This window comes from Pseudomonas lalucatii (assembly GCF_018398425.1).
GTDB classification, from domain to species: domain Bacteria; phylum Pseudomonadota; class Gammaproteobacteria; order Pseudomonadales; family Pseudomonadaceae; genus Aquipseudomonas; species Aquipseudomonas lalucatii.
On record NZ_JADPMV010000001.1, the window covers coordinates 2476558 to 2502917 of the forward strand.

Sequence of the window (26360 nt, forward strand, 5' to 3'; positions counted from 1 at the left end):
GCGGGCCGGCGCAGCCAGCGTTCAACCGCGTCGTTCCACATCCGGCAGGCGCATCGCCGCCACCTCGGCGAGGAGGAAATCGCGCAACAGGCGGAAGCGCTCCTGGCCGCGCCGGGCCCTGGGCCAGACCAGGTAGTAGCTGCAGCCGCTGGGCACGGCGCAGGGCCAGGGCAGGCCGAGGCGCCCCTGCTCGACATCCTCGGCGACCAGCACCAGGTCGCCGATCGACACGCCGTAGCCGCGTGCCGCGGCGACCATGCCCAGCTCCAGGGTGTCGAACACCTGGCCGCCCTTGAGCGGCACCTGCTCGCTCAGGTCCATGGCCTGCAGCCACTGGCGCCAGTCGCGGCGGTCCGGAGTCGGGTGCAGCAGCTCGGCGCCCTGCAGCCGCGCCAGGTCCCAGCCGCCGGCGGCGACCGCTTCCGGCGCACACACCGGGATCAGCCACTCGGCGAACAGCAGGGCGCTGTCCCAGTCGTCGGGAAAACCGCCGCTGCCGAGCAGCACCGCGCAGTCGAAGGGTTCGTGGTGGAAGTCGACCTTGTCCACGTCCATCCAGGCGCTGGTCAGCTGCACCTCGGTGCCGCTGTGCTGCAGGCGAAAACGCGACAGCCGCGCCAGCAGCCAGCGCATGGTCAGGGTCGAGGGCGCCTTCAGGCGCAGGATGGCGTCGTCCACCCGCAGCGTGGCGCAGGCCCGCTCCAGGGCCTCGAAACCGTCGCGCAGGCCCGGCAGCAGCAGGCGCGCCGACTCGGTCAGCTGCAGGCTGCGCCCGCGCCGTTCGAACAGGCGGCAGGCGAAGTGCTCCTCCAGGGTGCGGATATGCCGGCTGACCGCGCTCTGGGTGATGACCAGTTCCTCGGCGGCGCGGGTGAAGGAGCTGTGCCGGGCCGCGGCCTCGAAGGCGCGCAGGGCATAGAGCGGCGGCAGGCGGCGGCTCATCGCTCCAAACCATGAGTATTAATCATGCAAGGCATCGTATTTATCCCTTTGTGCGCCCCTCTAAAGGCCCAGCAGAATGGCGACATCCACCGAATGCCGGGCGTTCACCGGCCAGCTTAACATTGAGCCTGACTCATCATGCAGCCACCTCTTCGCGACGAGCTTCTCGCCATCCTGCGCCTGGCCGGTCCGCTGATCGCCGCCCAGCTCGCCCATGTGCTGATGGTCTTCACCGACACCGTGATGATGGGCCTGCTCGGGCCCGCGGCCCTGGCCGGCGGCGGCCTGGGGGCGGCCAGCTATTCCTTCGTGTCGATCTTCTGCGTCGGGGTGATCGCCGCGGTCGGCAATCTGGTGGCCATCCGCCATGGCGCCGCCGACGCCGCCGGGGTCACCCGCCTGACCCAGAACGGCCTGTGGCTGGGCTGGGGCCTGGCCCTGGGCGCCGGCCTGCTGCTGTGGAATCTGCGCCCGGCGCTGCTGTACGTCGGCCAGGCGCCGCAGAGCGTGGCCGCGGCCATGCAGTTCCTGTCCACCCTGGTGTTCGCCCTGCCCGGCTACCTGAGCTTCATGGCCCTGCGCGGCTTCACCAGCGCCATCGGCCGCCCCGGCCCGGTGATGGCCATCAGCATCGGCGGCGCCCTGGCCAATTTCGTCCTCAACTACGCGCTGATCGAGGGCTGGTTCGGCCTGCCGGCCCTGGGCCTGGCCGGCATCGGCCTGGTCACCGCCCTGGTGATGAACGCCATGGCGCTGCTGCTGGCCTGGCAACTGCTGCGCGGCCCGCTGGCGCATGCCTATCCCGTGCTGCGCGGCCTGCTGCGCCCGCAATGGCGCGAACTGCAGGAGCTGCTGCGCCTGGGCCTGCCGATCGGCGGCACCTACGCGGTGGAGTCCGGGCTGTTCGCCTTCGCCGCCCTGTGCATGGGGGCGCTGGGCAGCGGCCAGCTGGCCGCGCATCAGATCGCCATCCAGTCGGTGTACGTGGCCTTCATGGTGCCGGTGGGCATCTCCTACGCCATCACCTTCCGCATCGGCCAGCACTACGGCGGCGGCCGCCTGCTCGAGGCGCGCCGGGCCGGGCGCCTGGGCATCGCCCTGGGCGCGGCCTGCATGTTCGCCTTCGCCGCACTGTTCTGGCTGGCGCCGCACCGGGTGGTCGGGCTGTTCCTCGACATTCAGGACCCGGGCTACCACGAGGTGGTCGCCCTGGCGACCGCCCTGCTGGCCATCGCCGCCTGGTTTGAGCTGTTCGACGGCATCCAGACCATCGCCATGGGCGCCATCCGTGGCCTCAAGGACGCCAAGACCACCTTCCTGGTCGGCCTCGGCTGCTACTGGGCGATAGGCGCGCCCCTGGCCTGGACCCTGGCCTTCGTCCTCGGCTGGGGCGCGGCGGGGGTGTGGTGGGGGCTGGCCGGCGGCCTGGCCTGCGCCGCCATCGGCCTGAGCCTGGGCTTCGAGTGGAAGACCGCGCGCCTGCTGCGGCCGGTGCCGCAGCAGGCCCTGACGAACTGAGCGGAGCGGCTAGATGAGCGCCTTGCCGAGCAACGCCTGACGCTGGCCGAACACCAGGAAACGCACCAGCTCGTTCAGCGACAGCGCCTTGCTGATCAGGTACCCCTGCGCCTGGTCGCAGCCGAACTGGCACAGCAGCGCCTGCTGCTCCGGGGTTTCCACCCCTTCGGCCACCACCTCCAGGTCGAGGTTGTGCGCCAGGTCGATCATCGCCCGCACCAGCTGGCGATTCTCCGCCCGCCCGGTCATGCCGGCGACGAAGCTCTTGTCGATCTTCAGCAGGGTGATCGGCAGGTTGTTGAGGTGGACGAAGGAGGAGAAGCCGGTGCCGAAATCGTCCAGGGAGAAGCGCACGCCGAGCCGGCCCAGGGCCTGCATGGTCTGCTGCACCCGATCGCTGCGGCGCATCACCGCGGTCTCGGTCAGCTCGAACTCCAGCCACTGGGCCTCGACGCCGCGCTCCTCGATCAGCCGCTGCAGGGTGGCCAGCAGCTGGCCGTCCTGGAACTGGCGGAACGACAGGTTGACCGCCATGTGCAGGGCCGGCAGGCCGCGCCCGCGCAACCACTGCATGTCGCGCAGGGCGCGGGCGATCACCCAGTAGCCGAGCGGCACGATCAGCCCGCTCTCCTCCGCCAGCGGCACGAACTCGCTCGGCGCCAGCAGGCCGCGCTCGCCGTGGCGCCAGCGCACCAGGGCCTCGACGCCGACGATGCGCCCGCTGCGCAGACACAGGCGCGGCTGGTAATGCAGCTCCAGCTCGTCGCGGCGCAGGGCCCGGCGCAGTTCGCCCTCACGTTCGGCCTGGCCGCGCGCGCCGCGCTGGCTGCGCTCGTCATAGACATGGAAAGTGCAGCCCTGCTGGCTCTTGGCCTGCTGCATGGCGATATGGGCGTGCCACATCAGCTCATCGGCGCTGCCGCCATCGCGGCCATGGGCCAGGCCCAGGCTGCAGCCGAGCAGCAGGTTCTCGCCCTCGACCCAGTAGGGCTCGGCCAGCACTTCGCAGAGCCGCTCGACCAGACGCTCGACGTGCCGCGGGCCGCGGCGCGCATCGAGCAGCAGGGCGAACTCGTCGCTGCCCAGCCGCGCCAGCTGGTCGCCGGCCGGCAACTGCGCCTTCAGCCGCGCCACCGCCTGCAGGATCAGGCGGTCGCCGGCCTGGTGGCCGAGGACCTGGTTGACGCTGCGAAAGTTGTCCAGGTCCAGATGGCCCAGGGCCAGGCCGGCACCGCCCGTCTGCGCCAGGCGCGCCGCCAGCAGGGTATGGAAACCCTGGCGGTTGGCCACGCCGGTCAAGGCATCCTGCTCGGCCAGGCGCCGCAGGGTCGCCTGCAGCGCCTGGCGCTCGCCGGCGTAACGCAGGCAGCGGCGCAGGGCATCGGCACCGAAGGTCTCGGCGACCAGCCAGTCGCTGACGCCGGCCGGCCGCTGCCCGGCGGCGGGCTCCCGCGCCAGCAGCAGCACGACCGGCAGGCTGCAGCAGCCCGCCGCCGGCAGTTGCTCGGGAGTGCACAGCAGCAGGGCCAGCCCGGCATCCTCGAACAGGCCGCTGGCCGCCGTCCAGGAGGGCGCGGTGATCAACCCCTGGTCGCCGCCCAGGCCGCGCAACTGCTCACGCAGGCGCGCGATCCAGCGGGCCGACTCGGTCAGCAGGAGCAAACGTGGGGGTTGGACTGGAGCGGCCACTCGACTTCCTTGACTGGGCATGACGACCGGCGGCACGGCCGCCCGCGGGCGCGCCGACGGGCGACGCCGCTCCATCCGCGCCCCCGGCCGCGGCGCGGGGGATTCATGGAACGCGCGACACACTAATCAACGGCGGCATATCCGACCAGCGGCACGAGGGGAAGCTGTGAGCGAGATCATGTCCGGGGCGCCCCCCAACCTTCGGCCGGGGTCGGACGCAGCCTGCGATCAGCCCAGGGACAGGCTGAGCAGGGGCTCCTGGCGCTGGCCCTGGACCTGGACCTGACCCTGCAGAAAACGCTGCAGCTCGACCAGCGGCAGCGCCTTGCTGATCAGGAAGCCCTGGCCCTGGTCGCAGCCGAACTGCTGCAGCAGCGCCAGCTCGGCCTCGCTCTCCACGCCTTCGGCGACCACCTCCAGGCCCAGGTTGCGTGCCAGGCTGATCATCGCGCTGACCAGGCGGGACTGCTCCGGGCGCACCGCCATGCCGGAGACGAAGCTGCGGTCCAGCTTCAGCAGGGAGATCGGCAGGCTGGCCAGATGGACGAAGGAGGAGAAGCCGGTGCCGAAGTCGTCCAGGGAGAAGCGCACACCGAGCTCGCCGAGGCAGCTCATGGTGTCGAGCACGTAGTCGCTGCGACGCATCATGGCGGTTTCCGTCAGCTCGAACTCCAGCCAGCGCCCGGCCACCCCGCAGTTCTCGATCAGCCGCTTGACGGTGGGCAGCAGTTGGCTGTCCTGGAACTGGCTGAAGGACAGGTTGATCGCCAGGTTCAGCAGCAGGTCGCGCTCGGCCAGCCAGCGCAGGTCGCGCAGGGCACGGTCCACCACCCAGTAGCCGAGCGGCACGATCAGCCCGCTCTGCTCGGCCAGCGGGATGAAGTCCTGGGGATAGAGCAGGCCGCGCTGGGGGTGGCGCCAGCGGACCAGCGCCTCCACCCCGACGATGGCGCCGCTGGCCAGGTCCTGGCGCGGCTGGTAGTGCAGCTCCAGTTCGTCGCGACGCAGCGCCCGGCGCAACTCGCACTCGACATCGGCGAGGCGGCGGGCCTGGCTGGAGCTGCGTTCGTCATACAGGCGATAGCTGCAGCCGCCCTCGTGCTTGGCCTGCTGCATGGCCGCCTGGGCGTGCCACAGCAGCCGGTCGGCATCCTCGCCGGCGCGGCCATAGGCCAGGCCCAGGCTGCAGCCCAGGCTCAGGCTCTCGTCCTGCAGCCAGTAGGGTTCGGCCAGGGTCTGCATCAGCGTCTGGGCCACGGACTCGACCCGGGCACTGGACTGGCTGACATCCAGCAGCAGGGCGAACTCGTCACTGCCCAGGCGCGCCAGGCAGTCCTGGGGGCCGAGCACGCCGGCGAGGCGTTGCGCCACCTGCTGGATCAGCTGGTCGCCGGCCCGGTGGCCGAGGCTGTCGTTGGCATGCTTGAAGTTGTCCAGGTCCAGGTAGCCGAGCAGCAGGCCGCGGCCGCGATTGTGCTGCAGGCGCTTGTGCAGCAGGGCCTGGAAGCCCTGGCGATTGATCACTCCGGTGAGCGGATCGCGCTCGGCCTGGGTTTGCCAGGCCTGGCGTTGTCGACTGTAATCCACACAGCGCCGCAGCACCTCGGCGCTGAGGCTGTCGCGGGCCAGCCAGTCCTGGCCCCCGGGCGGCGGCGCCAGCGGCGCGCATTCGAGCAGCAGGATCGGCTGGAGCGGGCACTGCTCGGCGGCGGGCAGGCACGAGGGGGTACTGAAGATCAGATCGGGCAGGCCGCCGGGGTAGCGCTGTGTGGCATCCTGCCAGCTGCTGGCCACCAGCAACCAAGCCGGCTCGGTCTGCTCGGCCAGCAGGCGGTCGAGCAGGCTCACCCAGTGGTTTTCCGTCGTCAACAGCAGCAGTCGACAGAAATCGCTTTGGCAGGACACAGAACCTCCGCAGCTCACATCTAACAAACTACTTTAACTTATAGTCGTACCAATCTAATAAAGCATCAAAATCTTCGCGATTATCTCACCAGCCGACCAGTTGCCGGCCGCGCCGCCTGCGCCCACCGGCGCATTGCTGATAGAATTTGCGGCCTTTTTTCCCGACTCCGGCTCGCTCCCATGTCCCGACTGAACCCCCGGCAACAGGAAGCCGTGAACTACGTCGGCGGCCCGCTTCTGGTGCTCGCCGGCGCCGGCTCCGGCAAGACCAGCGTGATCACGCGCAAGATCGCCCACCTGGTGCAGAACTGCGGCATCCAGGCCCGTCACATCGTCGCCATGACCTTCACCAACAAGGCCGCCCGCGAGATGAAGGAGCGGGTCGGCAGCCTGCTCAAGGGCGCCGAGGCGCGCGGCCTGACGGTGTCGACCTTCCACAACCTGGGGATGAACATCATCCGCAAGGAGTACGCCCGCCTGGGCTACAAGCCGGGTTTCTCGATCTTCGACGAGGGCGATATCAAGGCCCTGCTGTCGGACATCATGCAGAAGGAATATGCCGGCGACGACGGCGCCGACGAGATCAAGAACTACATCGGCGCCTGGAAGAACGACCTGATCCTCCCCGACCAGGCCCTGGCCGAGGCGCGCGGGCCCAAGGAGCAGACCGCGGCCATCGTCTACCTGCACTACCAGCGCACGCTCAAGGCCTACAACGCGGTGGACTTCGACGACCTGATCCTGCTACCGGTGAAGCTGTTCCAGGAACACGCCGACATCCTCGAGAAGTGGCAGAACCGCATCCGCTACCTGCTGGTCGACGAATACCAGGACACCAACGCCAGCCAGTACCTGCTGGTCAAGCTACTGGTCGGCACGCGCAACCAGTTCACCGTGGTCGGCGACGACGACCAGTCGATCTACGCCTGGCGCGGCGCCCGCCCGGAAAACCTGATGCTGCTGAAGGAGGACTACCCCTCGCTGAAGGTGGTGATGCTGGAGCAGAACTACCGCTCCACCAGCCGCATCCTCAAGTGCGCCAACGTGCTGATCGCCAACAACCCCCACGCCTTCGAGAAGCAGCTGTGGAGCGAGATGGGCATGGGCGACGAGATCCGCGTGATCCGCTGCCGCAACGAGGACGCCGAGTGCGAGCGGGTGGCCCTGGAGATCCTCACCGAGCACCTGCGCACCCAGCGGCCCTACAGCGACTTCGCCATCCTCTACCGCGGCAACTACCAGGCCAAGCTGATGGAGCTGAAGCTGCAGCACCACCAGATCCCCTATCGCCTGTCCGGCGGCACCAGCTTCTTCGCCCGCCAGGAGGTGAAGGATCTGATGAGCTACTTCCGCCTGCTGGTCAACCCGGACGACGACAACGCCTTCCTGCGGGTGATCAACGTGCCGCGCCGGGAGATCGGCTCCACCACCCTGGAGAAGCTCGGCAACTACGCCACCGAGCGCAAGATCAGCATGTACGCCGCCGCCGGCGAGATCGGCCTCGGCGAGCACCTCGACAGCCGCTTTACCGAGCGCCTGGCGCGCTTCACCCGCTGGATGGACGGGGTGCGCCAGCAGTGCGCGCAGAACGAGCCGATCGCCGCGATCCGCAGCATGGTGATGGACATCGACTACGAGAACTGGCTGCGCCAGAACGCCTCCAGCGACAAGGTCGCCGATGCGCGCATGGGCAACGTCTGGTTCCTCGTCGACGCCCTGAAGAACACCCTGGAACGCGACGAGGACGGCGACATGACCGTCGAGGACGCCATCGGCAAACTGGTGCTGCGCGACATGCTCGAGCGCCAGCAGGAAGAGGAGGAAGGCGCCGATGGCGTGCAGATGATGACCCTGCATGCCTCCAAGGGCCTGGAGTACCCCTCGGTGTACATCCTCGGCGTGGAGGAGGACATCCTCCCGCACCGCTCCAGCATCGAGGCCGACACCGTCGAGGAAGAACGGCGCCTGGCCTATGTCGGCATCACCCGGGCCAAGCGCAACCTGACCATGACCTTCGCCGCCAAGCGCAAGCAGTACGGCGAGATCATCGAATGCTCGCCGAGCCGTTTCCTCGACGAGCTGCCGCCCGAGGACCTGATCTGGGAAGGCCAGGAAGACGCCCCCGCCGAGGTCAAGGCCGCCACCGGCAACTCGGCGCTGGCCAACATGCGCGCCCTGCTGAAAAAAGCCTGAGGCGGCGCCACACTCGAACAGCCCGGCGCAGACCGGGCATCCGACCAAGAACCAAGAGGGACACCGCGTGGACGCGCTGAAGCAGAAGATTCGTGAAGAAGGCATCGTGCTCTCCGAGCAGGTGCTCAAGGTCGATGCCTTCCTCAACCACCAGATCGATCCCGTGCTGATGCAGCAGATCGGCCACGAATTCGCCCGGCGCTTCGCCGGCCAGGGCGTCAGCAAGATCGTCACCATCGAGGCCTCCGGCATCGCCCCGGCGGTGATGGCCGGCCTGGAGCTGGGGGTGCCGGTGATCTTCGCCCGCAAGTACCAGTCGCTGACCCTCAAGGACGACCTGCTGACCTCCAAGGTGTTCTCCTTCACCAAGCAGACCGAGAGCACCATCGCCATCTCGGCCAAGCACCTCAATGCCGACGACCAGGTGCTGCTGATCGACGACTTCCTCGCCAACGGCCACGCCGCCCGGGCGCTGATCGACCTGATCGGCCAGGCCGGGGCGAGCATCGCCGGGGTCGGCGTGGTGATCGAGAAGTCCTTCCAGGCCGGTCGCGCCGACCTCGACGCCCGGGGCTACCGGGTCGAGTCCCTGGCGCGCATCGCCTCGCTGGCAGGCGGCGCGGTCAGCTTTCTGGAATAGTCGCGTGCAGCCCCGCCAGCACTAGGCGCTGATACAGCTCCTCGCGCCAGCCGTCCGGCGCGGCCAGGCCCATGCGTGCCAGGTGGCGGGCGAAGTCGTCCGGCGGCGGCGCCTCCAGGGCGGCCCGGCCCAGCTCCAGCGCCTCGCTGAGCTTGAACCTGCCCTTCAGCCAGTTCAGCGCGCGCAGCAGGTCGCGCTCCTCGCGGCCGAAGTCGCTGCCCAGCGGATACTCGTCGAACAGACTCGGATGGCGCGCCTGCACCGCCTGCAGGCGTTCCGGGCGGTTGTCGAGAAAGCGCGGATCGAGGCGGAAGTCCCGCGGCAGCTTGCCGGCCCGCTGCGCCTGCTCGATCAGCTCGGGCTGGAAGCGCGAGTCGCTGATGTTCAGCAGCGCCTCGATCACCTCGGCATCGGTCCTGCCGCGCAGGTCGGCGATGCCGTACTCGGTCACCACCAGGTCGCGCAGGTGGCGCGCGATGGTGACATGCCCATAGCTCCAGAGGATGTTGGAGCTGAGCCGCCCGGCCGACTCGCGCCAGCTGCGCAGCAGCAGGATGGAACGCGCGCCGTCCAGGGCCTGGGCCTGGGTGACGAAGTCGTGCTGGCCGCCGACCCCGCTGAGCACCCGACCGTCCTCCAGCTGGTCGGCCACCCCGGCGCCGAGCAGGGTCATGGCGAACGCGCTGTTGATGAAGCGCGCATCGCGGCGCTGCAGGCGCTTGAGCGCCTCCTCGCCATACAGCTGGTTGACGAAGCCGATGCCGGTCATGGCGAAACGCCCGCGCCGCGTGGCATCCATGTCGCGCAGGCGCCGGTAGAAGTCCGCCGGGCCGAGGAAGAAGCCGCCGTGCAGCAGCACCCCGCCGCGCGCCGGGCACAGGTGGGGGCGTAGCGCGGCCTGGGTGCGCGGGTCGTCCAGGGCGGCCGCCAGCTCGCGGCCATCGCTGAGCTGCAGGCGCTCGCCGCGCAGCTGCGGCGAGGCGTCGAGCAGACCGCTGGCCTGCAGCCAGGCCAGGGTCGCGGCGTCCAGGCGCGCCGGCAGGCCGGCGTCGAGCAGCGCCTGCACGCTGTGCGGCCGCCCCTCGCCGTCCAGCGCGCCGGCGGCGGCCAGCTGCTGCAGGCGCAGGTCGGGATAGACGCGGCGCCGCAGCACCCCGGCCTCGGCCAGGGCCAGCAGGCCGTTGACGAACATCTCGCTGCAGCCGTACACCCCCTCGTCGAAGGGCCCCAGGCCGCCGCTCGCGGCGATCTGCGCCGCCCAGCGCCCGCCCTGCAACGCCTCGAGTCCGGCGCGGTAGGCGTCGTTGTCCTGCTGCCGCGCCAGCAGCGCCGCGGTCAGTGCATCGCCCAGGGCGCCGATGCCGATCTGCAGCGTGCCGCCATCGCGCACCAGGCTGCTGGCATGCAGCCCGATGCACTGGTCCTGCAGGCTGACCGGCTGGTTCGGCACGGAGAACAGCGTGCTGCGCTCCGGCTCGCGCAGCAGCAGGTCGAAGCGCTCGCAGGGGACTTCCGCGGTACCCGCCATATAGGGCAGGTCCTCGTGTACCTGGGCCAGGCACAGGATGCGTTCGCCGGCCGCACGGCGCCGCTCCAGCAGGGGCAGCAGGTCGAGGGTGATGTCCGGGTTGCAGCTCAGGCTGAAGTGCCGCGGGCGCCGCGGGTCGCGGGCCACCAGCTGGGCGATCAGGTTGACCCCCTTGGCATCGAGGTCGCGGGCGACCTGGCTGTAGTTGCAGCTGTTGTAATCCTGCTGCGCCGCCGGGTTGTCCAGCAGGCTGCCCGGCTCGAGGAAGAACTGCTCGATGCGCACGTTGCCCGGCAACTGGCCGGCATGCAGGTCGGCGAGGAAATCCAGCTCGGGGTAGTCGCCGTAGACCCGCTCGACGAAGGGCTCGAGGAAGCGCCGCTGCAGCTCCTGGCGGGCCCGCGGACGGCCCAGGCACAGCGCCGTGTAGATGGTCAGCTGGCGCTCCGGCAGCTGCTTGAGGCGCGCATACAGGGCGTTGACCCAGCGGTTCGGCTTGCCCAGGCCCAGTGGCAGACCGAGGCGGATGGGGCCCTCGATAGCGTCCAGCACGCGATCGACGGCCTGCTCGATGGAACACGGCTCCGGCATCTGGCGACTCCCGACGACCTCCCTGGCGATGTCAGGTTTGACTGCGCGCCGGGCGGTTTTGCTGCATCGCCGGGACGAGAATGCGAAAAGCCGCCCGAAGGCGGCTTTTCAGTGCGGCAGTGGCTGCCTTACAGGCCGGCCATCTTCTCGATGGCCGCGCGCAGTTCGTCGTCCGAACAGTCGCCACAGGTGCCTTTCGGCGGCATGGCGTTGATACCGGAGATGGCATTGGCCAGCAGGCCGTCCACCCCGTTGCTGGCGCGGGCCTGCCAGGCGGCGCTGTCGCCGATCTTCGGCGCGCCCAGCACGCCGGCGCTGTGGCAGGCGGCGCAGTGCTTGGCGACGATGTCGTCGGCCGTGCGGGCCGCGCCGCCGGCGCTAGCCGCGACCGCCTCGACGCCCTTGCACTCCTCGCCCATCACGCAGACTTCGCCGACCGGCTTGAGGCGCGCGGCGATCTCGTCGTTGGTCGCGGCCTGCGCAGTCACTGCCCACAGGGCCAATACGGCGGCCGGGGCCACCAGCATCTTGCTAATTAGGTTCACGGATACACCCTCATCGTGGCTAGTCACGCCCGCGGCCACGGTTTCGCGAGCGGGCGACAGTATAACGGGAAGCCTGCCGGGCCGAAACAACCCAGATTGTCGCAGGGTTATTGGCCCGCGCCTCAGAAGTTGGCGGGGGTGGTCGCGCTGATCAGCCGCGCCGGCGCGTCGAAGGGGTTGCGGAAGCGATGGGGCCTGCTGCTCTCGAAGTAGTAGCTGTCGCCCGGCTCGAGGATGAACACCTCGCTGCCCACGGTCAGTTCCAGACGGCCCTCGACCAGCAGCCCGGCTTCCTCGCCCTCGTGGGCGTACATCTCGTCGCCGGTGTCGGCACCGACCGGATAGGTCTCGTCGAGAAAGGAGATGGCCCGGCTCGGATGGGCCTTGCCGACCAGCTTCATGGTCACCGCGCCGTCGGAGATGTCGATCAGTTCCCCGGCCCGATAGACCACCTGGGTGTGATTGTCCTGCTCCACCTCCAGGGAGAAGAACTCCACCAGGGACATGGGAATACCGGCCAGGACCTTCTTCAGCGAGCTGATCGAGGGGCTCACGCTGTTCTTCTCGATCATCGAAATGGTGCTGTTGGTGACGCCCGCGCGCTTGGCGAGCTCACGCTGGGAAAGGCCTTTGAGTTTGCGAATGGATTGCAGTCGTACACCGACGTCCAATGCTGGAGTCCCCCTGGGGAAGATACGGAAAATGTGCCCGTATCATGGCAACAGCGTTCAGTATTTACAACACCCTGCTTGCAAATCCTGCCCGGCGAGTCGCCTCACCCCCCGCAATAGAGCAGCGGCACCCGACGCAGGTTGCAGAACAGCTGGTAGGGAATGCTGCCGGCGCGGATCGCCACGTCGCTGGCCAGCACCTGCCGGCCCCACAGCTCGACCCGGCTGCCGAGGCCCGCCCGGGGCAGATCGGTCAGGTCGACGGTGAGCATGTCCATCGACACCCGGCCGATCAGCCGGGCGGGCTGGCCGTCGATGCTCACCGGCGTGCCGCTCGGGGCATGGCGCGGGTAGCCGTCGGCATAGCCCATGGCGACCACGCCGACCCGGGTCGGCCGCTCGGTGACGAAGCGCGCGCCGTAGCCGACCGGCTCGCCGGCCGGCAGCTCGCGCACGCTGATGATCTTCGACTCCAGGGTCATCACCGGCTGCAGGCGCGCCGCCTGGGCCTGCTCCTGCTCGAAGGGGGTGGCGCCGTAGAGCATGATGCCGGGGCGCACCCAGTCGCTGGGAATGTTGGGCCAGCCGAGCACGGCCGGCGAGTTGCGCAGGCTGATCTCCGCCGCCAGGCCCTGGCGGGCCTGCTGGAACACCGCCAGCTGCTCCTCGCTGCGCGGGCAATCCAGCTCGTCGGCGCGGGCGAAGTGGCTCATCAGCACGATCTTGCCGACCTTGCCGCTGGCCAACAGGCGCCGGTAGGCCGTCTGGTAGTCGGCCGGCGCCAGGCCGACCCGGTGCATCCCCGAGTCCATCTTCAGCCAGAGGGTCAGCGGCTTGCCCAGGGCGGTGCGCTCGATCGCCTCGATCTGCCACTGCGCATGCACCACGCACCAGAGGTCGTGTTGCTCGATCAGCGCCAGTTCCTCGGCCTCGAAGAAGCCCTCGAGCAGCAGGATAGGCGCGCGGATGCCCGCCTCGCGCAACTGCAGCGCCTCCTCGATGCAGGCCACGGCGAAGCCGTCGGCCTGCTCTTCCAGCGCCTGGGCGCAGCGCACGGCGCCGTGGCCGTAGGCGTCGGCCTTGATCACCGCCAGGGCCCTGGCGCCGGCCACCGCGCGGGCCAACCGGTAGTTGTGGCGCAGGGCCTCTAGATCGATCAGGGCACGGGCTGGACGCATGGCTCTCACACTTCTTGACGGAAACGGTGAATAAAAAGGCCCGGCAGAACCGGGCCAAGCAGGATTCAAGGTCGCATGCGTGGCCGGAACGAGACGACGGCTACGGGCTGACGGGGCTCAGTGCGCAGGCGCAGGACTGACATGCCCGGAGGTCTCCTTGGACTTGCTGTAACGGAAGATATCCAGGCCCTCGGCACTGATCTGCGGGCGCTTGTTGGCCATCAGGTCGGCGAGGAAGCGGCCGGAGCCGCAGGCCATGGTCCAGCCCAGTGTGCCGTGACCGGTGTTGAGGAACAAATTGCGGAAGCTGGTGGCGCCGACGATCGGCGTGCCGTCCGGGGTCGCCGGGCGCAGGCCGGTCCAGAAATCCACCTGGCTGAGGTCGCCGCCCTGGGGGTAGAGGTCGCCGACGATCATCTCCAGGGTCTCGCGCCGCCGCGGGTTGAGGCTCAGGTCGAAACCGGCGATTTCGGCCATGCCGCCGACCCGGATGCGGTCGTCGAAACGGGTGATGGCGACCTTGTAGGTCTCGTCGAGGATGGTCGAGGCCGGGGCCATGTCCGGGTTGACGATCGGCACGGTCAGCGAATAGCCCTTGAGCGGATACACCGGCGCACGGACCCCCAGCGGCTTGAGCAGCTGCGGGCTGTAGCTGCCGAGGGCCAGCACGTAGCGATCGGCGGTTTCCAGCTTGCCGTCGATCCACACGCCGTTGATGCGGTCGCCGGCGAAGTCCAGGCGCTCGATGCTCTGGCCGAAGCGGAACTCGACGCCCATCTGCTTGGCCATCTCGGCCAGCTTGGTGGTAAACACCTGGCAGTCGCCGGTCTGGTCGTTGGGCAGGCGCAGGGCGCCGGCCAGCTTGTCCTTGACCTGGGCCAGGGCCGGCTCGGCGCGGGCGATGCCGTCGCGGTCGAGCAGCTCGAAGGGCACGCCGGACTGCTGCAGCACGGCGATATCCTTGGCGGCGTTGTCCACCTGGGCCTGGGTGCGGAACAGCTGGGTGGTGCCCAGGCGGCGGCCTTCGTAGGCGATGCCGGTCTCGGCGCGCAGCTCGTCGAGGCAGTCGCGGCTGTACTCGGACAGGCGCACCATGCGCTCCTTGTTCACCGCGTAGCGGCTGGCGGTGCAGTTGCGCAGCATCTGCGCCATCCACAGGTACTGGTCGACGTCGGCGGTGGCCTTGATCGCCAGCGGCGCGTGCTTCTGCAGCAGCCACTTGATGGCCTTCAGCGGCACGCCGGGGGCGGCCCAGGGCGAGGCATAGCCGGGCGACACCTGGCCGGCGTTGGCGAAGCTGGTCTCCATGGCCGGCGCGGCCTGACGGTCGACCACCACCACTTCGAAGCCCTGACGGGCCAGGTAGTAAGCACTGACCGTACCTATTACACCACTGCCGAGCACCATAACCCGCATTCTTCACTCCTCGCCGCGACGATGCGCTGGCGTTTGCTGTCTAGAGAGTTGATGGGCGCAGTATATTGAGCAATAGCCAGTGCTTCTCACTATATTGATAGCTATATTTGGCGAGAATTCTCGGCAAGAAAGCGTTTTTCGGAGGGACATCTCCCATGCGTACCCAGCACCAGAGCCGTCGCGAACTGGACAAGATCGACCGCAACATCCTGCGCGCCCTGCAGGAGGACGGACGCATCTCCTTCACCGAACTGGGCGAGCGGGTCGGCCTGTCCACCACCCCCTGTACCGAGCGGGTACGGCGCCTGGAGCGCGAGGGCATCATCATGGGCTACCACGCCCGCCTCAACCCGCAGCACCTCAAGGCCAGCCTGCTGGTGTTCGTCGAGATCAGCCTGGACTACAAGTCCGGCGACACCTTCGAGGAGTTCCGCCGCGCCGTGCTCAAGCTGCCCCATGTGCTGGAGTGCCACCTGGTCTCCGGTGACTTCGACTACCTGGTGAAGGCGCGGATCAACGAGATGGCCAGCTACCGCAAGCTGCTCGGCGACATCCTGCTCAAGCTGCCCCATGTGCGCGAATCGAAGAGCTATATCGTCATGGAGGAGGTCAAGGAGTCCCTCAGCCTGCCGGTGCCGGAGTAGCCGGGCGCTCAGACCAGCAGCTGGCGGGTGCTGGCGATCAGCCGGTGCACCTGGCGCTCGAGCGCAGGCGCGGTCGCCTGCTCGGGGCCGCGCCCCCGCGGGCAGGGCAGGCTCGCCGTGGTGCCGAACAGCCGGCAGATCAGCGGGCGCTGGTCGTACACCCGGCAGCCCTGGGGGCCGAGGTGCACGCAGTCCCAGCGGGCCAGCGCCGCCTCGTGCTCGGCCGCGCTCCGCACCGGCAGCCGCGCCATCTCCTCGGACGAGGCGGTGACCGGGCCGCAGCAGTCGTGGCAGCCTGGCACGCAGGCGAACGCAGGAATCTGCCGGCGCAGGTGATCGATCTTGCGATTGGTACAGCTCATCGGCGCGGTCCTGGGAAATTTCGCGCATCTTACCCGCGACCAGCGCCGGCAGTGGGAAACGCGGCGCCCTTCCGACGAATTTCCCGTTTTTTGCCCTGCCCCCTTGGCGGCGGGCGGAAACCGCGCTTATTCTTCGTAAAATTTTCCAAACAAAATAATCAGGATTTCACACATGAACGCCCGCGTTCACCAACCGGTCCACAGCCCCCAGCACGCCGCCTCCTACTATGCCGCCAGCGTCAATCGCCAGCTCGACTTCCCGCCCCTGGGCGGCGAGCTGCGCGCCGACGTCTGCGTGGTCGGCGGCGGCTTCTCCGGGCTGAACACCGCCATCGAACTGGCGCAGAAGGGCCTGTCGGTGGTGCTGCTGGAGGCGCGCAGGGTCGGCTGGGGCGCCAGCGGGCGCAACGGCGGTCAGCTGATCCGCGGCGTCGGCCACGGCGTCGAGCAGTTCGAGTCGGTGATCGGTGCCGAGGGCGTACGCCAGCTCAAGCTGATGGGCCTGGAGGCGGTGGAGATCGTCCGCCGCCGGGTCGAGCAGTTCGCCATCGATTGCGACCTGACCTGGGGCTACTGCGACCTGGCCAACAAGCCCGGCCACCTGGCCGGCTTCGCCGAGGAAGCCGAAGAACTGCGCGGCCTCGGCTACCGCCACGAGCTGCGCCTGCTGCAGCCCGAACAGATGCACGAGGTGGTCGGCTCGCAGCGCTATGTCGGCGGCCTGATCGACATGGGCTCCGGCCACCTGCATCCGCTCAACCTGGCCCTGGGCGAGGCCGCCGCCGCCCAGTCCCTCGGCGTCCGGCTGTTCGAGGACTCGCCGGTGACCCGTATCGACTACGGCCGCGAGGTGCGCGTGCACACCGCCCGCGGCCAGGTGCGCGCCGCCCACCTGGTACTGGGCTGCAACGCCTACCTCGGCCAGCTGCAGCCGAGCCTCGGCGGCAAGGTGCTGCCGGCCGGCAGCTACGTCATCGCCACCGAGCCGCTCTCCGCGGATCAGGCCAAGGCGTTGATCCCGCGGAACATGGCGTTGTGCGACCAGCGCGTGGCCCTCGACTACTACCGCCTGTCCGCCGACCGTCGCCTGCTGTTCGGCGGCGCCTGCCACTACTCCGGGCGGGACCCGGCGGACATCGCCGGCTATATGCGGCCGAAGATGCTGGCGGTGTTCCCCCAGCTCAGAGATGTCGCGATCGCCTACCAGTGGGGCGGCATGATCGGCATCGGCGCCAACCGCCTGCCGCAGATCGGCCGGCTCAGGGAGCAGCCCAACGTGTTCTACGCCCAGGCCTACTCCGGCCACGGGGTCAACGCCACCCACCTGGCCGGCAAGCTGCTCGCCGAGGCCATCGCCGGGCAGGCCGGCGGCGGCTTCGAACTGTTCGCCCGGGTGCCGCACATGACCTTCCCCGGCGGCCGCTACCTGCGCTCGCCGCTGCTGGCCCTGGGCATGCTCTGGCACCGCCTCAAGGAAGTGCTCTAGCTGTGATCTCTCAGTAGGTTGTTCATCCGGGGCATTCCCGGAATTCTGGAAGTGCGACCAACCTAGCCTTCCAGGAGCCCCGGATGAACCTGCATAAACATGCCCGTCTTACCCCTCGCGGTCGAGCCCTTTTGGTTCGGCGCATCCAGCACGGCTTGCGGGTCGAAGAAGCCGCCCAGGCGGCCGGTGTGAGCGTGCGAACCGCCTACAAATGGTTGCGGCGCTTTCGCGAGGAAGGCGAGGCCGGGTTGATGGATCGTTCATCACGTCCGCAACACTGCCCGCATGCGACACCCGATACCGTGGTCGAGCGTCTGATCGAACATCGGCGATGCCGCAAGACCTATCGGCAGATCGCCAGAGAGCTAGGCTTGGCCGTCAGCACTGTTGCGCGCCGCCTGCGGCGGGCCGGCTTTCATCGACTGGCTGAGCTGGAGCCGGCGCCACCGGTGGTGCGCTACGAGTACCCGACACCCGGAGATCTGCTGCATCTGGATATCAAAAAGCTGGGCCGTTTCTGGCGACCTGGCCATCGGGTCACCGGCGACCGCCAGCAGAACTCCGACGGCGCGGGCTGGGAATTCGTCCACGTGGCCATCGACGATGCCAGCCGCATCGCCTTCAGCAGCCTGCATCCTGACGAGCGTGGTCGCAGTGCTTGCCAAGCCTTGCTCCAGGCGCTGCGCTACTACCGCAGCCTGGGCATTCGTTTCACCCGCATCATGACCGACAACGGCAGCTGCTATCGCTCTCGCACGTTTCGGCGTTTGCTCAGACGATTGGGGCTGCGCCATCTGCGCACCAAACCTTACACGCCACGCACCAACGGCAAGGCCGAGCGCTTCATCCAGACCAGTCTGCGCGAGTGGGCCTATGCCCATAGCTATGAAAGTTCGGCACAGCGAGCACAGCACCTGACGCCCTGGCTACATCACTACAATTGGCACCGGCCACACGCCAGCCTCGGCTACCAGCCACCAATCAGTCGCGTTCCGCTTTCACTGAATAACGTACTGGGTTTACACATCTAGCCCACGCCCCGCGCGCGGTCTATTTGCCGAGCGGCAGCGGCGCGAGGGCCTCGTCGAAGCCCCCGGGGCGAAACACCAACCAGACGAAGCCGGCCGCCCCGGCCGCCATCAGCAGCGGCAGCGCGTGGCCGCTGACCCACTGGCTGGCGGCCCCGGTGAGCAGCGGCCCGAGCAGGCATCCTATGCCCCACAGCTGAGCCACGTGGGCATTGGCGCGCACCAGTTCGTCGTCGCGATAGCGCTCGCCGATCAGGATCAACGACAGGGTGAACAGCCCCCCGGCACTGGCGCCGAACAGCACCAGCACCGGCCAGATCAGCGGGCCGTGCAGCAGCGGCGGAATCGCCAGGCTGGACAGCAGCAGCACCAGGCCGCAGCCGCGGAACAGGCTGCGCCGCGACAGATGATCGGCCAGCCAGCCGATCGGCAGTTGCAACACGGCATCACCGACCACCACCACGCTGACCATGAACAGGGCCACCTCCTGGCTGAAGCCCTGACGCAGGCCGTAGATCGGCAGCAGGGTGAGCATCATCGCCTCGAAGGCGGCGAACAGTGCCACGGCCCAGGCGATCGCCGGCAGCCTGCGGCAGAACGCCGGCAGGCCGCGCCCGGAGGCGCTGTGCGCATCGACCCGGGGAGCGCCGTCGCGCCCCAGCAGCCACAGCGCACCGCCGATCAACAGCCCGGTGCCGGTCCAGAACCCCAGGTCCGTCGCGGTGCCCAGGGCGGTGAGCAGCAGGGGCCCGCAGAGCTGGCTCAGCGCATAGCCGGTGCCATACAGGGCCACCAGGCGTCCGCGCCATTGCTCCACCGCCAGCTGGTTGATCCAGCTCTCGCCGAGGATGAACACCACGGTCAGGGCCACGCCGATCAGCAGGCGCAGCAGCAGCCACACCCCGTAGTCCTGCACCAGCGCCAGCAGCGCCACGGACAGCGCGCCGAGCAGCAGGCACAGCTGCATCAGCGGCGCCGTGCCCAGGCGCGAGGCCAGGCGCCCGGCCAGGGAGGCGCCGAGCAACACGCCGACCGCCGGCGTCGCCGCCATCACCCCGATGGCGAAGCTGCCATGCCCCCAGGCCTCCAGGCGCAGCGACACCAAGGGCATGGTCACCCCGAGCGCCAGGCCGATGCTGATGACGGCCGCGCAGACGGCGAAATAGGTTCCCCAGCGCATCTTTCCTCTCCTCTCCGTGGAGGCCCGACGTAAACGGCCGGGCCCCTTTTCAGGAAGCCCGGCCGCAGGCGTGGCTCGCCAGAGCCGACCTCGAATGCGGGCACCTGGCCCGCGCAAGCTTCAGAGCTTGATCCAGGTCGCCTTCAGCTCGGTGTACTTGTCGAAGGCGTGCAGCGACTTGTCGCGGCCGTTGCCGGACTGCTTGAAGCCGCCGAACGGCGCGGTCATGTCGCCGCCATCGTACTGGTTGACCCAGACGCTGCCGGCGCGCAGCGCCTTGGCGGTCAGGTGGGCCTTGGACAGGTTGCTGGTCCACACCGCCGCGGCCAGGCCGTAGACGGTGTCGTTGGCGATGGCCACGGCCTCTTCCACCGTGTCGAAGCCGATCACCGACAGCACCGGGCCGAAGATCTCCTCCTTGGCGATGCGCATGGCGTTGTCCACGCCGTCGAAGATGGTCGGCTCGACATAGGTGCCGCCGGTCTCCTCCAGCACCCGCTTGCCGCCGGCCACCAGCTTGGCGCCGTCATCGTGACCGGCCTGGATATAGCCCAGCACGTTGTTCATCTGGGTGGTGTCGACCAGCGCGCCGACATTGGTCGCCGGGTCCAGCGGATTGCCCGGCTGCCAGGTCTTGAGGGCCTCGACCACCAGGGGCACGAAGCGCTCCTTGATCGAATTCTCCACCAGCAGGCGCGAACCGGCGGTGCACACCTCGCCCTGGTTGAAGGCGATGGCACCGGCGGCCGCCGCGGCGGCGGCCTCGAGGTCCGGGGCGTCGGCGAAGACGATGTTCGGGCTCTTGCCGCCGGCCTCCAGCCAGACCCGCTTCATGTTCGACTCGCCGGCATAGACCATCAGCTGCTTGGCGATCTTGGTCGAGCCGGTGAACACCAGGGTGTCGACATCCATGTGCAGGGCCAGGGCCTTGCCCACGGTGTGGCCGAAGCCGGGCAACACGTTGAACACCCCGGCCGGGATGCCGGCCTCGATGGCCAGCCGGGCGATACGGATGGCCGTCAGCGGCGACTTCTCGGACGGCTTGAGGATCACCGAGTTGCCGGTGGCCAGGGCCGGGCCGAGCTTCCAGCAGCTCATCAGCAGCGGGAAGTTCCACGGCACGATGGCGGCGACCACGCCGATCGGCTCGCGGGTCACCAGGCCCAACTCGTCGTGCGCGGTGGCGGCCACCTCGTCGTAGATCTTGTCGATCGCCTCGCCGCTCCAGCGGATGGCATTGGCGGCGCTGGCCACGTCGATGTGCAGCGAATCACCGATCGGCTTGCCCATGTCCAGGGTTTCCAGCAGCGCCAGCTCCTCGCCATGCTGCTCCAGCAGTTCGGCGAAACGGATCATCACCCGCTTGCGCTTGGCCGGCGCCAGGCGCGACCAGACGCCGGCGTCGAAGGTGGCGCGGGCGTCACGCACGGCGATCTCGGCGTCGGCCGCATCGCAGCTGACCACCTGCGCCAGCAGGCGCCCGTCCACCGGGCTGATGCACTCGAAGGTGGCGCCGGACTGCGCCGCGCAGTATTCGCCGTGAATAAAGGCACGGCCTTCGATGTTCAGGGTCTTGGCGCGCTGTTCCCAGTCGGCGCGGGTCAGGCTAGTCATGCGGGCATCCTCTATCGGTAAAAAGTGCTGCGGCGGCGGCCGCGAGCACTGTCAATAATTCTGCAAGGCCCCTGCGGGCCGTTTTCCTGCTGGCAACACTAAACCAGAGGGCTGCACCTTTTCAATATTTTTGACAAAGCTCGATAAAACCCCCTTGTCATGTTCATTTTATTAAACATAGACTGCGCGAAATCGCTCCCTTGCACCCACTTTTTGCGCGTTTGGACGGACAGCATGACACTCGATAACTCCCCTCAAGCGAACGAAATAAACAACGGCCTCGACGATTTCTGGATGCCCTTCACCGCCAACCGTCAGTTCAAGGCCCGCCCGCGCCTGTTGGAAAGCGCCGCAGGCATGTATTTCACCAGCAGCGACGGCCGCAAGGTATTGGACGGCACCGCCGGACTTTGGTGCTGCAACGCCGGCCACGGTCGTCGGGAAATCACCGAGGCGGTGAGCCGGCAGATCGCCAAGCTGGACTTCGCCCCGACCTTCCAGATGGGCCATCCGCTGCCGTTCGAACTGGCCAGCCGCCTGGCCGAGATCGCCCCGGCCGGGCTGAACAAGCTGTTCTTCACCAACTCCGGCTCGGAGTCGGTCGACACCGCACTGAAGATCGCCCTGGCCTACCAGCGCGCCATCGGCCAGGGCACGCGCACCCGCCTGATCGGCCGCGAGCTGGGCTACCACGGGGTCGGCTTCGGCGGCATCTCGGTCGGCGGCATGGTCAACAACCGCCGCGCCTTCCCGGTGCAGCTGCCGGGGGTCGATCACCTGCCGCACACCCTGGACATCGCGCGCAACGCCTTCAGCCGCGGCCTGCCACGGTTCGGCGTCGAGAAGGCCGACGAACTGGAGCGCCTGGTCACCCTGCACGGCGCCGAAAACATCGCCGCGGTGATAGTCGAGCCGATGTCCGGCTCGGCCGGGGTGGTGCTGCCGCCGCTGGGCTACCTGCAGCGCCTGCGCGAAATCACCAAGAAGCACGGCATCCTGCTGATCTTCGACGAGGTGATCAGCGGCTTCGGCCGCGTCGGTCAGGCCTTCGCCGCCCAGCGCTGGGGCGTCACCCCGGACATCATCACCTGCGCCAAGGGCCTGACCAACGGCGCCATCCCCATGGGCGCGGTGTTCGTCGACGAGAGTATTTACCAAGCCTTTATGCAGGGCCCCGACGGCATCGAGCTGTTCCACGGCTACACCTACTCCGGTCACCCGGTGGCCTGCGCCGCCGCCCTGGCGACCCTGGACATCTACCAGGGCGAGCGCCTGTTCGACCAGGCCATCGAGCTGGAAGGCTACTGGCAGGACGCCCTGCATAGCCTGCAGGGCCTGCCCAACGTGATCGACGTTCGCGCCGTCGGCCTGGTCGGCGGCGTGCAGCTGGCGCCCCGCGCACAGGGCGCCGGCATGCGTGGCTATCAGGTGTTCGAGCAGTGCTTCTACAACGACCTGATGGTACGGGTGACCGGCGATACCCTGGCCATGTCGCCACCGCTGATCGTGGAGAAGGCGCAGATCGACAGCCTGGTCGAGAAGCTCGCCGACGCGATTCGCCAGGCCCACTGACCGACAACCACGGAGCCACACGATGAACATCGAACAGATAGTCGACTTCGCCCAGGCCGGCAGCGCCGCCGAGCACTACCGCCCGGCGCCGGAGAAGGTGCTCAAGGGCGATCCCGCGCAGAGCGTGCGCAATCACTACGCCAGCCCCTGCGGCCAGTTCAACGCCGGCGTCTGGGAGGGCGCCGTGGGCCTGTGGACGGTCAGCTACAGCGAACACGAATACTGCGAGATCCTCCAGGGCGTCTCGGTACTCCGCGACGCCGCCGGCAACGCCAGGACCGTGCGCGCCGGCGACCGTTTCGTCATCCCCGCCGGCTTCGCGGGCACCTGGGAGGTGCTGGAGCCCTGCCGCAAGGTCTACGTGATCTTCGAGCCGGTGCCGGCCTGACTCCGCGACTTTCCTGCGTCACCCTTTAGCCCGCGTCATGCGGGCATTTTTTTGCGCCGACGACAGAAACGAAAAAGCCCGCCATGGAGGCGGGCTTTTCGACAAGGCGCGGATCAATTACTTGATCTTGGCTTCCTTGTACATCACGTGCTTGCGTACGACCGGATCGAATTTCTTGATTTCGATCTTGTCGGGGGTGGTGCGCTTGTTCTTGTCGGTGGTGTAGAAGTGGCCGGTACCGGCGCTGGACACCAAACGGATCAGTTCACGCATGATTAGCTCCTTAAACCTTTTCGCCGCGAGCGCGCAGCTCGGACAGCACTACGTCGATACCACGCTTGTCGATGCAGCGCATGCCCTTGGCAGATACGCGCAGACGCACGAAGCGCTTCTCGGACTCGACCCAGAAGCGATGGTGCTGCAGGTTCGGCAGGAAACGACGACGGGTTTTGTTGTTTGCGTGGGAAATGTTGTTCCCGGTTACCGGACCCTTACCGGTAACTTGACAGACTCTCGACATGCCTCAGCCCTCTAAACCACATGCCCAACCCGGCATGGGTTGGCCGCTTAAACTCAATGTCATTGGCGCTCTGCGCCGCGTTTCTCGAGGGTCTTACCGGCCACACCTGAAAGCGCAACAACCGGGCCCCTAGAAAAGAGCGCTGCTTTATACCAGAAAGGCTCCAAGGCAACAAGGTCGAATGCACTTTAGCGCGCCTGGGCGATGGCCGCGGACAGCCCACGGCGCCGCCTGCGCCGGGCACGGGGCGTCTCGACCGCTCGTCGCCCTGGCGCGCTGTTCCGCCACCGCCTTATGGTCTAGGGTAGGACCTTGCCGGCTCGCGACTGCAAGCGCGCCACACCACCCAGGAGCCCGCCATGCGCCTCGCCGCCCTCCCGTTGCTGCTCGTCCCACTGTTCAGTCCCCTGCTCGCCCAGGCCGCCACCCTGAGCGTCTGCACCGAAGCCAGTCCCGACGGCTTCGACGTGGTCCAGTACAACTCGCTGACCACCACCAACGCCTCGGCGGACGTCCTGATGAACCGCCTGGTGGAGTTCGATGCGGCCAGCGGCACCCTGCAGCCGAGCCTGGCCCAGGGCTGGGAAGTCAGCGAGGACGGCCTGAGCTACAGCTTCGAGCTGCGCCGCGGGGTGCAGTTCCACAGCACCGCCTACTTCACCCCCAGCCGCGCGCTGAACGCCGACGACGTGCTGTTCAGCTTCCAGCGCATGCTCGAACCCTCGCACCCCTGGCACAAGGTCGCGCCGAGCGGTTACCCCCATGCCCAGTCGATGCAGCTGCCCGGCCTGGTGGCACGCCTCGACAAGCTCGGCGAGCACCGCCTGCGCGTCACCCTCAAGCGCCCCGACGCCACCTTCCTCGCCACCCTGAGCATGGGCTTCGCCTCCATCTATTCGGCCGAGTACGCCGCGCAGCTGCTCGCCGCCGGCACCCCGGAGCGGCTCAACAGCCAACCGGTCGGCACCGGCCCCTTCGTCTTCAAGCGCTTCCAGAAGGACGCCCTGGTGCGCTACAGCGCCAACGCCCAGTACTTCGCCGGCAAACCGGCGGTGGACGACCTGGTGTTCGCCATCACCCCCGATGCCAACGTGCGCCTGCAGAAGCTGCGCCGCGGCGAGTGCCACATCGCCCTGTCGCCCAAGCCCCAGGACGTGCGCAGCAGCGCCGGCGACGAGACGCTCACCAGCGTACAGACCGCGGCCTTCATGACCGCCTTCGTCGGCATCAACAGCCAGCACCCGCCCCTGGACCAGACGCGCGTGCGCCAGGCGATCAACTTGGCCTTCGACAAGGCCAGCTACCTGAAGGCGGTATTCGAGGACAGCGCCGAGGCGGCCAGCGGACCCTACCCGCCCAACACCTGGAGCTTCGCCGGCGAACTGCCGGGCTACCCCCACGACCCGGACAGGGCCCGCGCCCTGCTGGCCGAGGCCGGCCTGGCCGGGGGCTTCGAGACGACCATCTGGACCCGGCCGTCCGGCAGCCTGCTCAACCCCAACCCGGCCCTCGGCGCACAGCTGCTGCAGGCCGACCTGGCCAAGGTCGGCATCCAGGCGCAGATCCGCGTGATCGAGTGGGGCGAGCTGATTCGCCGGGCCAAGGCCGGCGAGCACGACCTGCTGTTCATGGGCTGGGCCGGCGACAACGGCGACCCGGACAACTTCCTCACCCCGCAGTTCTCCTGCGCCGCGCTCGAGTCCGGACTGAACTTCGCCCGCTACTGCGACCCGCAGCTGGACCGCCTGATCAGCGGGGGCAAGACCACCAGCGAACAGGCGATACGCAGCGCGCTGTACCGGCAGGCCCAGGCGATCATCCAGCGGCAGGCGCTGTGGCTGCCCCTGGCCCACCCCACCGCCTTCGCCCTGACCCGCAAGGAGGTCGAGGGCTACCGGGTCAGCCCCTTCGGTCGCCAGGACTTCGCCCGGGTGCGCCTCGCCCCCTGAGCCCGACGCGGCGACCGCCGGCGCGCGGCCCGGGCCTACAACCAGCCGTACTCGGCCAGGGACAGCGGCTCGCCGTCGCCGACGATGAAGTGATCGAGCACGCGCACGTCCACCAGCTCCAGCGCCTCCTTCAGGCGCCTGGTCAGCAGCCGGTCCGCCTGGCTCGGCTCCGCCACCCCGGAGGGGTGGTTGTGGGTGAGGATCAGCGCCGCGGCGTTGTGCGCCAGGGCCCGCTTGACCACCTGGCGCGGGTAGACGCTGGCGCCGTCGATGGAACCATGGAACAGCGCCTCGAAGGCCAGCACCCGGTGCCTGGCGTCGAGGAACAGACAGCCGAACACCTCGTGGGGCTCATGGCGCAGCAGCGCCTTGAGGTAGTCGCGCACCGCCTGCGGGCTCTCCAGCGCCGAGTCGCGGCGCAGCTGCTCGGCCAGGTGGCGCCGGGCCATCTCCAGCACCGCCTGCAGCTGGGCGAACTTCGCCGGGCCCAGGCCCAGGCGCCGGCTGAAGGCCGGCAGATCGGCCTGCAGCAGCGCGCGCAGGCCGCCGAAATCGCCAAGCAGGTGGCGCGCCAAGTCCACCGCGCTCTGCCCGGCGACGCCGGTGCGCAGGAAGATCGCCAGCAGCTCGGCGTCGCTCAGGCTCGCGGCGCCCAGGGCCAGCAGCTTCTCCCGCGGGCGCTCCGCCGCGGGCCAATCGCGAATGCTCATGTCACCTCCGTGTCGAGCCAGGCGCCGCTGCTCCGCTGCGGGCGCTGTGCTATCGTAGCCCATCTTTTGCGCGGCGAACGGCCTGGGGAGG

General features: G+C 68.5%; 23 protein-coding genes. 9 read left to right on the top strand and 14 right to left on the bottom strand.

Annotated elements, in window-relative coordinates; translation table 11 throughout:
• Positions 1-21: 21 nt before the first annotated feature.
• Entirely contained in the window at positions 22-942 is a 921-nt protein-coding gene (locus I0D00_RS11315; RefSeq protein ID WP_213639811.1) for a LysR substrate-binding domain-containing protein, read from the bottom strand.
• A 138-nt stretch (positions 943-1080) separates the two neighbouring features.
• On the opposite strand from I0D00_RS11315, the gene I0D00_RS11320 reads away from it, so the two are divergent.
• A complete protein-coding gene (locus tag I0D00_RS11320; RefSeq protein WP_213639812.1) occupies positions 1081-2460 on the top strand; it encodes a NorM family multidrug efflux MATE transporter in 1380 nt (459 codons plus the stop codon).
• Between the two features lie 9 nt (positions 2461-2469).
• On the opposite strand, the gene I0D00_RS11325 is transcribed toward I0D00_RS11320, so the two are convergent.
• Both I0D00_RS11325 and I0D00_RS11330 read right to left on the bottom strand, forming a co-directional pair.
• Positions 2470-4149 carry a putative bifunctional diguanylate cyclase/phosphodiesterase gene (locus tag I0D00_RS11325; protein WP_213639813.1) on the bottom strand — a complete coding sequence of 560 codons (1680 nt, stop codon included), beginning with the start codon at positions 4147-4149 and terminating at the stop codon, positions 2470-2472.
• A gap of 228 nt (positions 4150-4377) precedes the next feature.
• Positions 4378-6054, bottom strand: a complete 1677-nt coding sequence (locus I0D00_RS11330) for a putative bifunctional diguanylate cyclase/phosphodiesterase (RefSeq protein ID WP_420850781.1) — start codon at positions 6052-6054, stop codon at positions 4378-4380.
• 180 nt (positions 6055-6234) lie between these two features.
• Here I0D00_RS11330 and rep point away from each other — a divergent pair, with 180 nt between their 5' ends.
• Positions 6235-8247, top strand: a complete 2013-nt coding sequence (rep, locus tag I0D00_RS11335) for a DNA helicase Rep (protein ID WP_213639814.1) — start codon at positions 6235-6237, stop codon at positions 8245-8247.
• Between the two features lie 67 nt (positions 8248-8314).
• Positions 8315-8887 carry a xanthine phosphoribosyltransferase gene (locus I0D00_RS11340; protein WP_213639815.1) on the top strand — a complete coding sequence of 191 codons (573 nt, stop codon included), beginning with the start codon at positions 8315-8317 and terminating at the stop codon, positions 8885-8887.
• Here I0D00_RS11340 and I0D00_RS11345 read toward each other — a convergent pair.
• The 5 genes from I0D00_RS11345 to dadA form a co-directional block, all read right to left on the bottom strand.
• The gene (locus I0D00_RS11345; protein ID WP_213639816.1) at positions 8871-11006 is read right to left on the bottom strand and encodes an acetyl-CoA hydrolase/transferase C-terminal domain-containing protein; all 2136 of its coding nucleotides are present in this window, start codon (positions 11004-11006) and stop codon (positions 8871-8873) included. The two genes, I0D00_RS11340 and I0D00_RS11345, sit on opposite strands and share 17 nt — an antisense overlap.
• A 128-nt stretch (positions 11007-11134) precedes the next feature.
• Positions 11135-11551: a c-type cytochrome gene (locus I0D00_RS11350; protein WP_213639817.1), complete on the bottom strand. Its 417-nt coding sequence runs from the start codon at positions 11549-11551 to the stop codon at positions 11135-11137.
• A 122-nt stretch (positions 11552-11673) separates the two neighbouring features.
• On the bottom strand, positions 11674-12222 hold the full coding sequence (locus I0D00_RS11355; RefSeq protein WP_213639818.1) for a cupin domain-containing protein: 549 nt from the start codon (positions 12220-12222) through the stop codon (positions 11674-11676).
• A 104-nt stretch (positions 12223-12326) separates the two neighbouring features.
• On the bottom strand, positions 12327-13400 hold the full coding sequence (alr, locus tag I0D00_RS11360; protein WP_213639819.1) for an alanine racemase: 1074 nt from the start codon (positions 13398-13400) through the stop codon (positions 12327-12329).
• A gap of 117 nt (positions 13401-13517) precedes the next feature.
• Complete coding sequence (gene dadA / locus I0D00_RS11365) at positions 13518-14816, bottom strand: D-amino acid dehydrogenase (protein ID WP_213639820.1); 1299 nt, start codon at positions 14814-14816, stop codon at positions 13518-13520.
• A gap of 155 nt (positions 14817-14971) precedes the next feature.
• On the opposite strand from dadA, the gene dadR reads away from it, so the two are divergent.
• Positions 14972-15460, top strand: a complete 489-nt coding sequence (gene dadR / locus I0D00_RS11370) for an AsnC family transcriptional regulator (RefSeq protein ID WP_213639821.1) — start codon at positions 14972-14974, stop codon at positions 15458-15460.
• Positions 15461-15468: 8 nt separating this feature from the next.
• On the opposite strand, the gene I0D00_RS11375 is transcribed toward dadR, so the two are convergent.
• Entirely contained in the window at positions 15469-15822 is a 354-nt protein-coding gene (locus I0D00_RS11375; protein ID WP_213639822.1) for a YkgJ family cysteine cluster protein, read from the bottom strand.
• A gap of 172 nt (positions 15823-15994) precedes the next feature.
• Here I0D00_RS11375 and I0D00_RS11380 point away from each other — a divergent pair, with 172 nt between their 5' ends.
• Positions 15995-17308 carry an NAD(P)/FAD-dependent oxidoreductase gene (locus I0D00_RS11380; RefSeq protein ID WP_213639823.1) on the top strand — a complete coding sequence of 438 codons (1314 nt, stop codon included), beginning with the start codon at positions 15995-15997 and terminating at the stop codon, positions 17306-17308.
• 83 nt (positions 17309-17391) lie between these two features.
• Positions 17392-18339: an IS481 family transposase gene (locus I0D00_RS11385; RefSeq protein ID WP_213639824.1), complete on the top strand. Its 948-nt coding sequence runs from the start codon at positions 17392-17394 to the stop codon at positions 18337-18339.
• Positions 18340-18358: 19 nt separating this feature from the next.
• Here I0D00_RS11385 and I0D00_RS11390 read toward each other — a convergent pair whose 3' ends face one another.
• Together I0D00_RS11390 and I0D00_RS11395 are read right to left on the bottom strand one after the other, a co-directional pair.
• A complete protein-coding gene (locus I0D00_RS11390; RefSeq protein ID WP_213639825.1) occupies positions 18359-19516 on the bottom strand; it encodes an MFS transporter in 1158 nt (385 codons plus the stop codon).
• Positions 19517-19636: 120 nt separating this feature from the next.
• Entirely contained in the window at positions 19637-21130 is a 1494-nt protein-coding gene (locus I0D00_RS11395) for an aldehyde dehydrogenase (RefSeq protein ID WP_213639826.1), read from the bottom strand.
• 234 nt (positions 21131-21364) lie between these two features.
• On the opposite strand from I0D00_RS11395, the gene aptA reads away from it, so the two are divergent.
• Both aptA and I0D00_RS11405 read left to right on the top strand, forming a co-directional pair.
• Entirely contained in the window at positions 21365-22702 is a 1338-nt protein-coding gene (gene aptA, locus I0D00_RS11400) for an omega-aminotransferase AptA (RefSeq protein ID WP_213639827.1), read from the top strand.
• 22 nt (positions 22703-22724) lie between these two features.
• Positions 22725-23090: a cupin domain-containing protein gene (locus I0D00_RS11405; RefSeq protein WP_213639828.1), complete on the top strand. Its 366-nt coding sequence runs from the start codon at positions 22725-22727 to the stop codon at positions 23088-23090.
• A gap of 117 nt (positions 23091-23207) precedes the next feature.
• On the opposite strand, the gene rpmG is transcribed toward I0D00_RS11405, so the two are convergent.
• A complete protein-coding gene (rpmG, locus tag I0D00_RS11410; protein ID WP_003464575.1) occupies positions 23208-23363 on the bottom strand; it encodes a 50S ribosomal protein L33 in 156 nt (51 codons plus the stop codon).
• A 10-nt stretch (positions 23364-23373) separates the two neighbouring features.
• On the bottom strand, positions 23374-23610 hold the full coding sequence (gene rpmB / locus I0D00_RS11415; RefSeq protein WP_069516515.1) for a 50S ribosomal protein L28: 237 nt from the start codon (positions 23608-23610) through the stop codon (positions 23374-23376).
• 359 nt (positions 23611-23969) lie between these two features.
• Between rpmB and I0D00_RS11420 the strand changes: the two genes are divergently transcribed.
• Positions 23970-25559, top strand: coding sequence for an ABC transporter substrate-binding protein (locus tag I0D00_RS11420; protein ID WP_213639829.1), 1590 nt, complete (start codon positions 23970-23972; stop codon positions 25557-25559).
• A gap of 35 nt (positions 25560-25594) precedes the next feature.
• On the opposite strand, the gene radC is transcribed toward I0D00_RS11420, so the two are convergent.
• On the bottom strand, positions 25595-26269 hold the full coding sequence (gene radC / locus I0D00_RS11425; RefSeq protein WP_213639830.1) for a RadC family protein: 675 nt from the start codon (positions 26267-26269) through the stop codon (positions 25595-25597).
• Between the last annotated feature and the right edge of the window lie 91 nt (positions 26270-26360).

Bases quoted from the DNA above. Each gene is read 5' to 3' on its own strand.
- alr (WP_213639819.1), bottom strand. From the start codon at position 13,400: ATGCGTCCAGCCCGTGCCCTGATCGATCTAGAGGCCCTGCGCCACAAC.
- I0D00_RS11320 (WP_213639812.1), top strand. From the start codon at position 1,081: ATGCAGCCACCTCTTCGCGACGAGCTTCTCGCCATCCTGCGCCTGGCC.
- I0D00_RS11420 (WP_213639829.1), top strand. From the start codon at position 23,970: ATGCGCCTCGCCGCCCTCCCGTTGCTGCTCGTCCCACTGTTCAGTCCC.
- I0D00_RS11395 (WP_213639826.1), bottom strand. From the start codon at position 21,130: ATGACTAGCCTGACCCGCGCCGACTGGGAACAGCGCGCCAAGACCCTG.
- radC (WP_213639830.1), bottom strand. From the start codon at position 26,269: ATGAGCATTCGCGATTGGCCCGCGGCGGAGCGCCCGCGGGAGAAGCTG.
- rep (WP_213639814.1), top strand. From the start codon at position 6,235: ATGTCCCGACTGAACCCCCGGCAACAGGAAGCCGTGAACTACGTCGGC.
- I0D00_RS11315 (WP_213639811.1), bottom strand. From the start codon at position 942: ATGAGCCGCCGCCTGCCGCCGCTCTATGCCCTGCGCGCCTTCGAGGCC.
- dadR (WP_213639821.1), top strand. From the start codon at position 14,972: ATGCGTACCCAGCACCAGAGCCGTCGCGAACTGGACAAGATCGACCGC.
- aptA (WP_213639827.1), top strand. From the start codon at position 21,365: ATGACACTCGATAACTCCCCTCAAGCGAACGAAATAAACAACGGCCTC.
- rpmG (WP_003464575.1), bottom strand. From the start codon at position 23,363: ATGCGTGAACTGATCCGTTTGGTGTCCAGCGCCGGTACCGGCCACTTC.
- I0D00_RS11375 (WP_213639822.1), bottom strand. From the start codon at position 15,822: ATGAGCTGTACCAATCGCAAGATCGATCACCTGCGCCGGCAGATTCCT.
- I0D00_RS11345 (WP_213639816.1), bottom strand. From the start codon at position 11,006: ATGCCGGAGCCGTGTTCCATCGAGCAGGCCGTCGATCGCGTGCTGGAC.
- I0D00_RS11385 (WP_213639824.1), top strand. From the start codon at position 17,392: ATGAACCTGCATAAACATGCCCGTCTTACCCCTCGCGGTCGAGCCCTT.
- I0D00_RS11405 (WP_213639828.1), top strand. From the start codon at position 22,725: ATGAACATCGAACAGATAGTCGACTTCGCCCAGGCCGGCAGCGCCGCC.
- rpmB (WP_069516515.1), bottom strand. From the start codon at position 23,610: ATGTCGAGAGTCTGTCAAGTTACCGGTAAGGGTCCGGTAACCGGGAAC.
- I0D00_RS11390 (WP_213639825.1), bottom strand. From the start codon at position 19,516: ATGCGCTGGGGAACCTATTTCGCCGTCTGCGCGGCCGTCATCAGCATC.
- dadA (WP_213639820.1), bottom strand. From the start codon at position 14,816: ATGCGGGTTATGGTGCTCGGCAGTGGTGTAATAGGTACGGTCAGTGCT.
- I0D00_RS11380 (WP_213639823.1), top strand. From the start codon at position 15,995: ATGAACGCCCGCGTTCACCAACCGGTCCACAGCCCCCAGCACGCCGCC.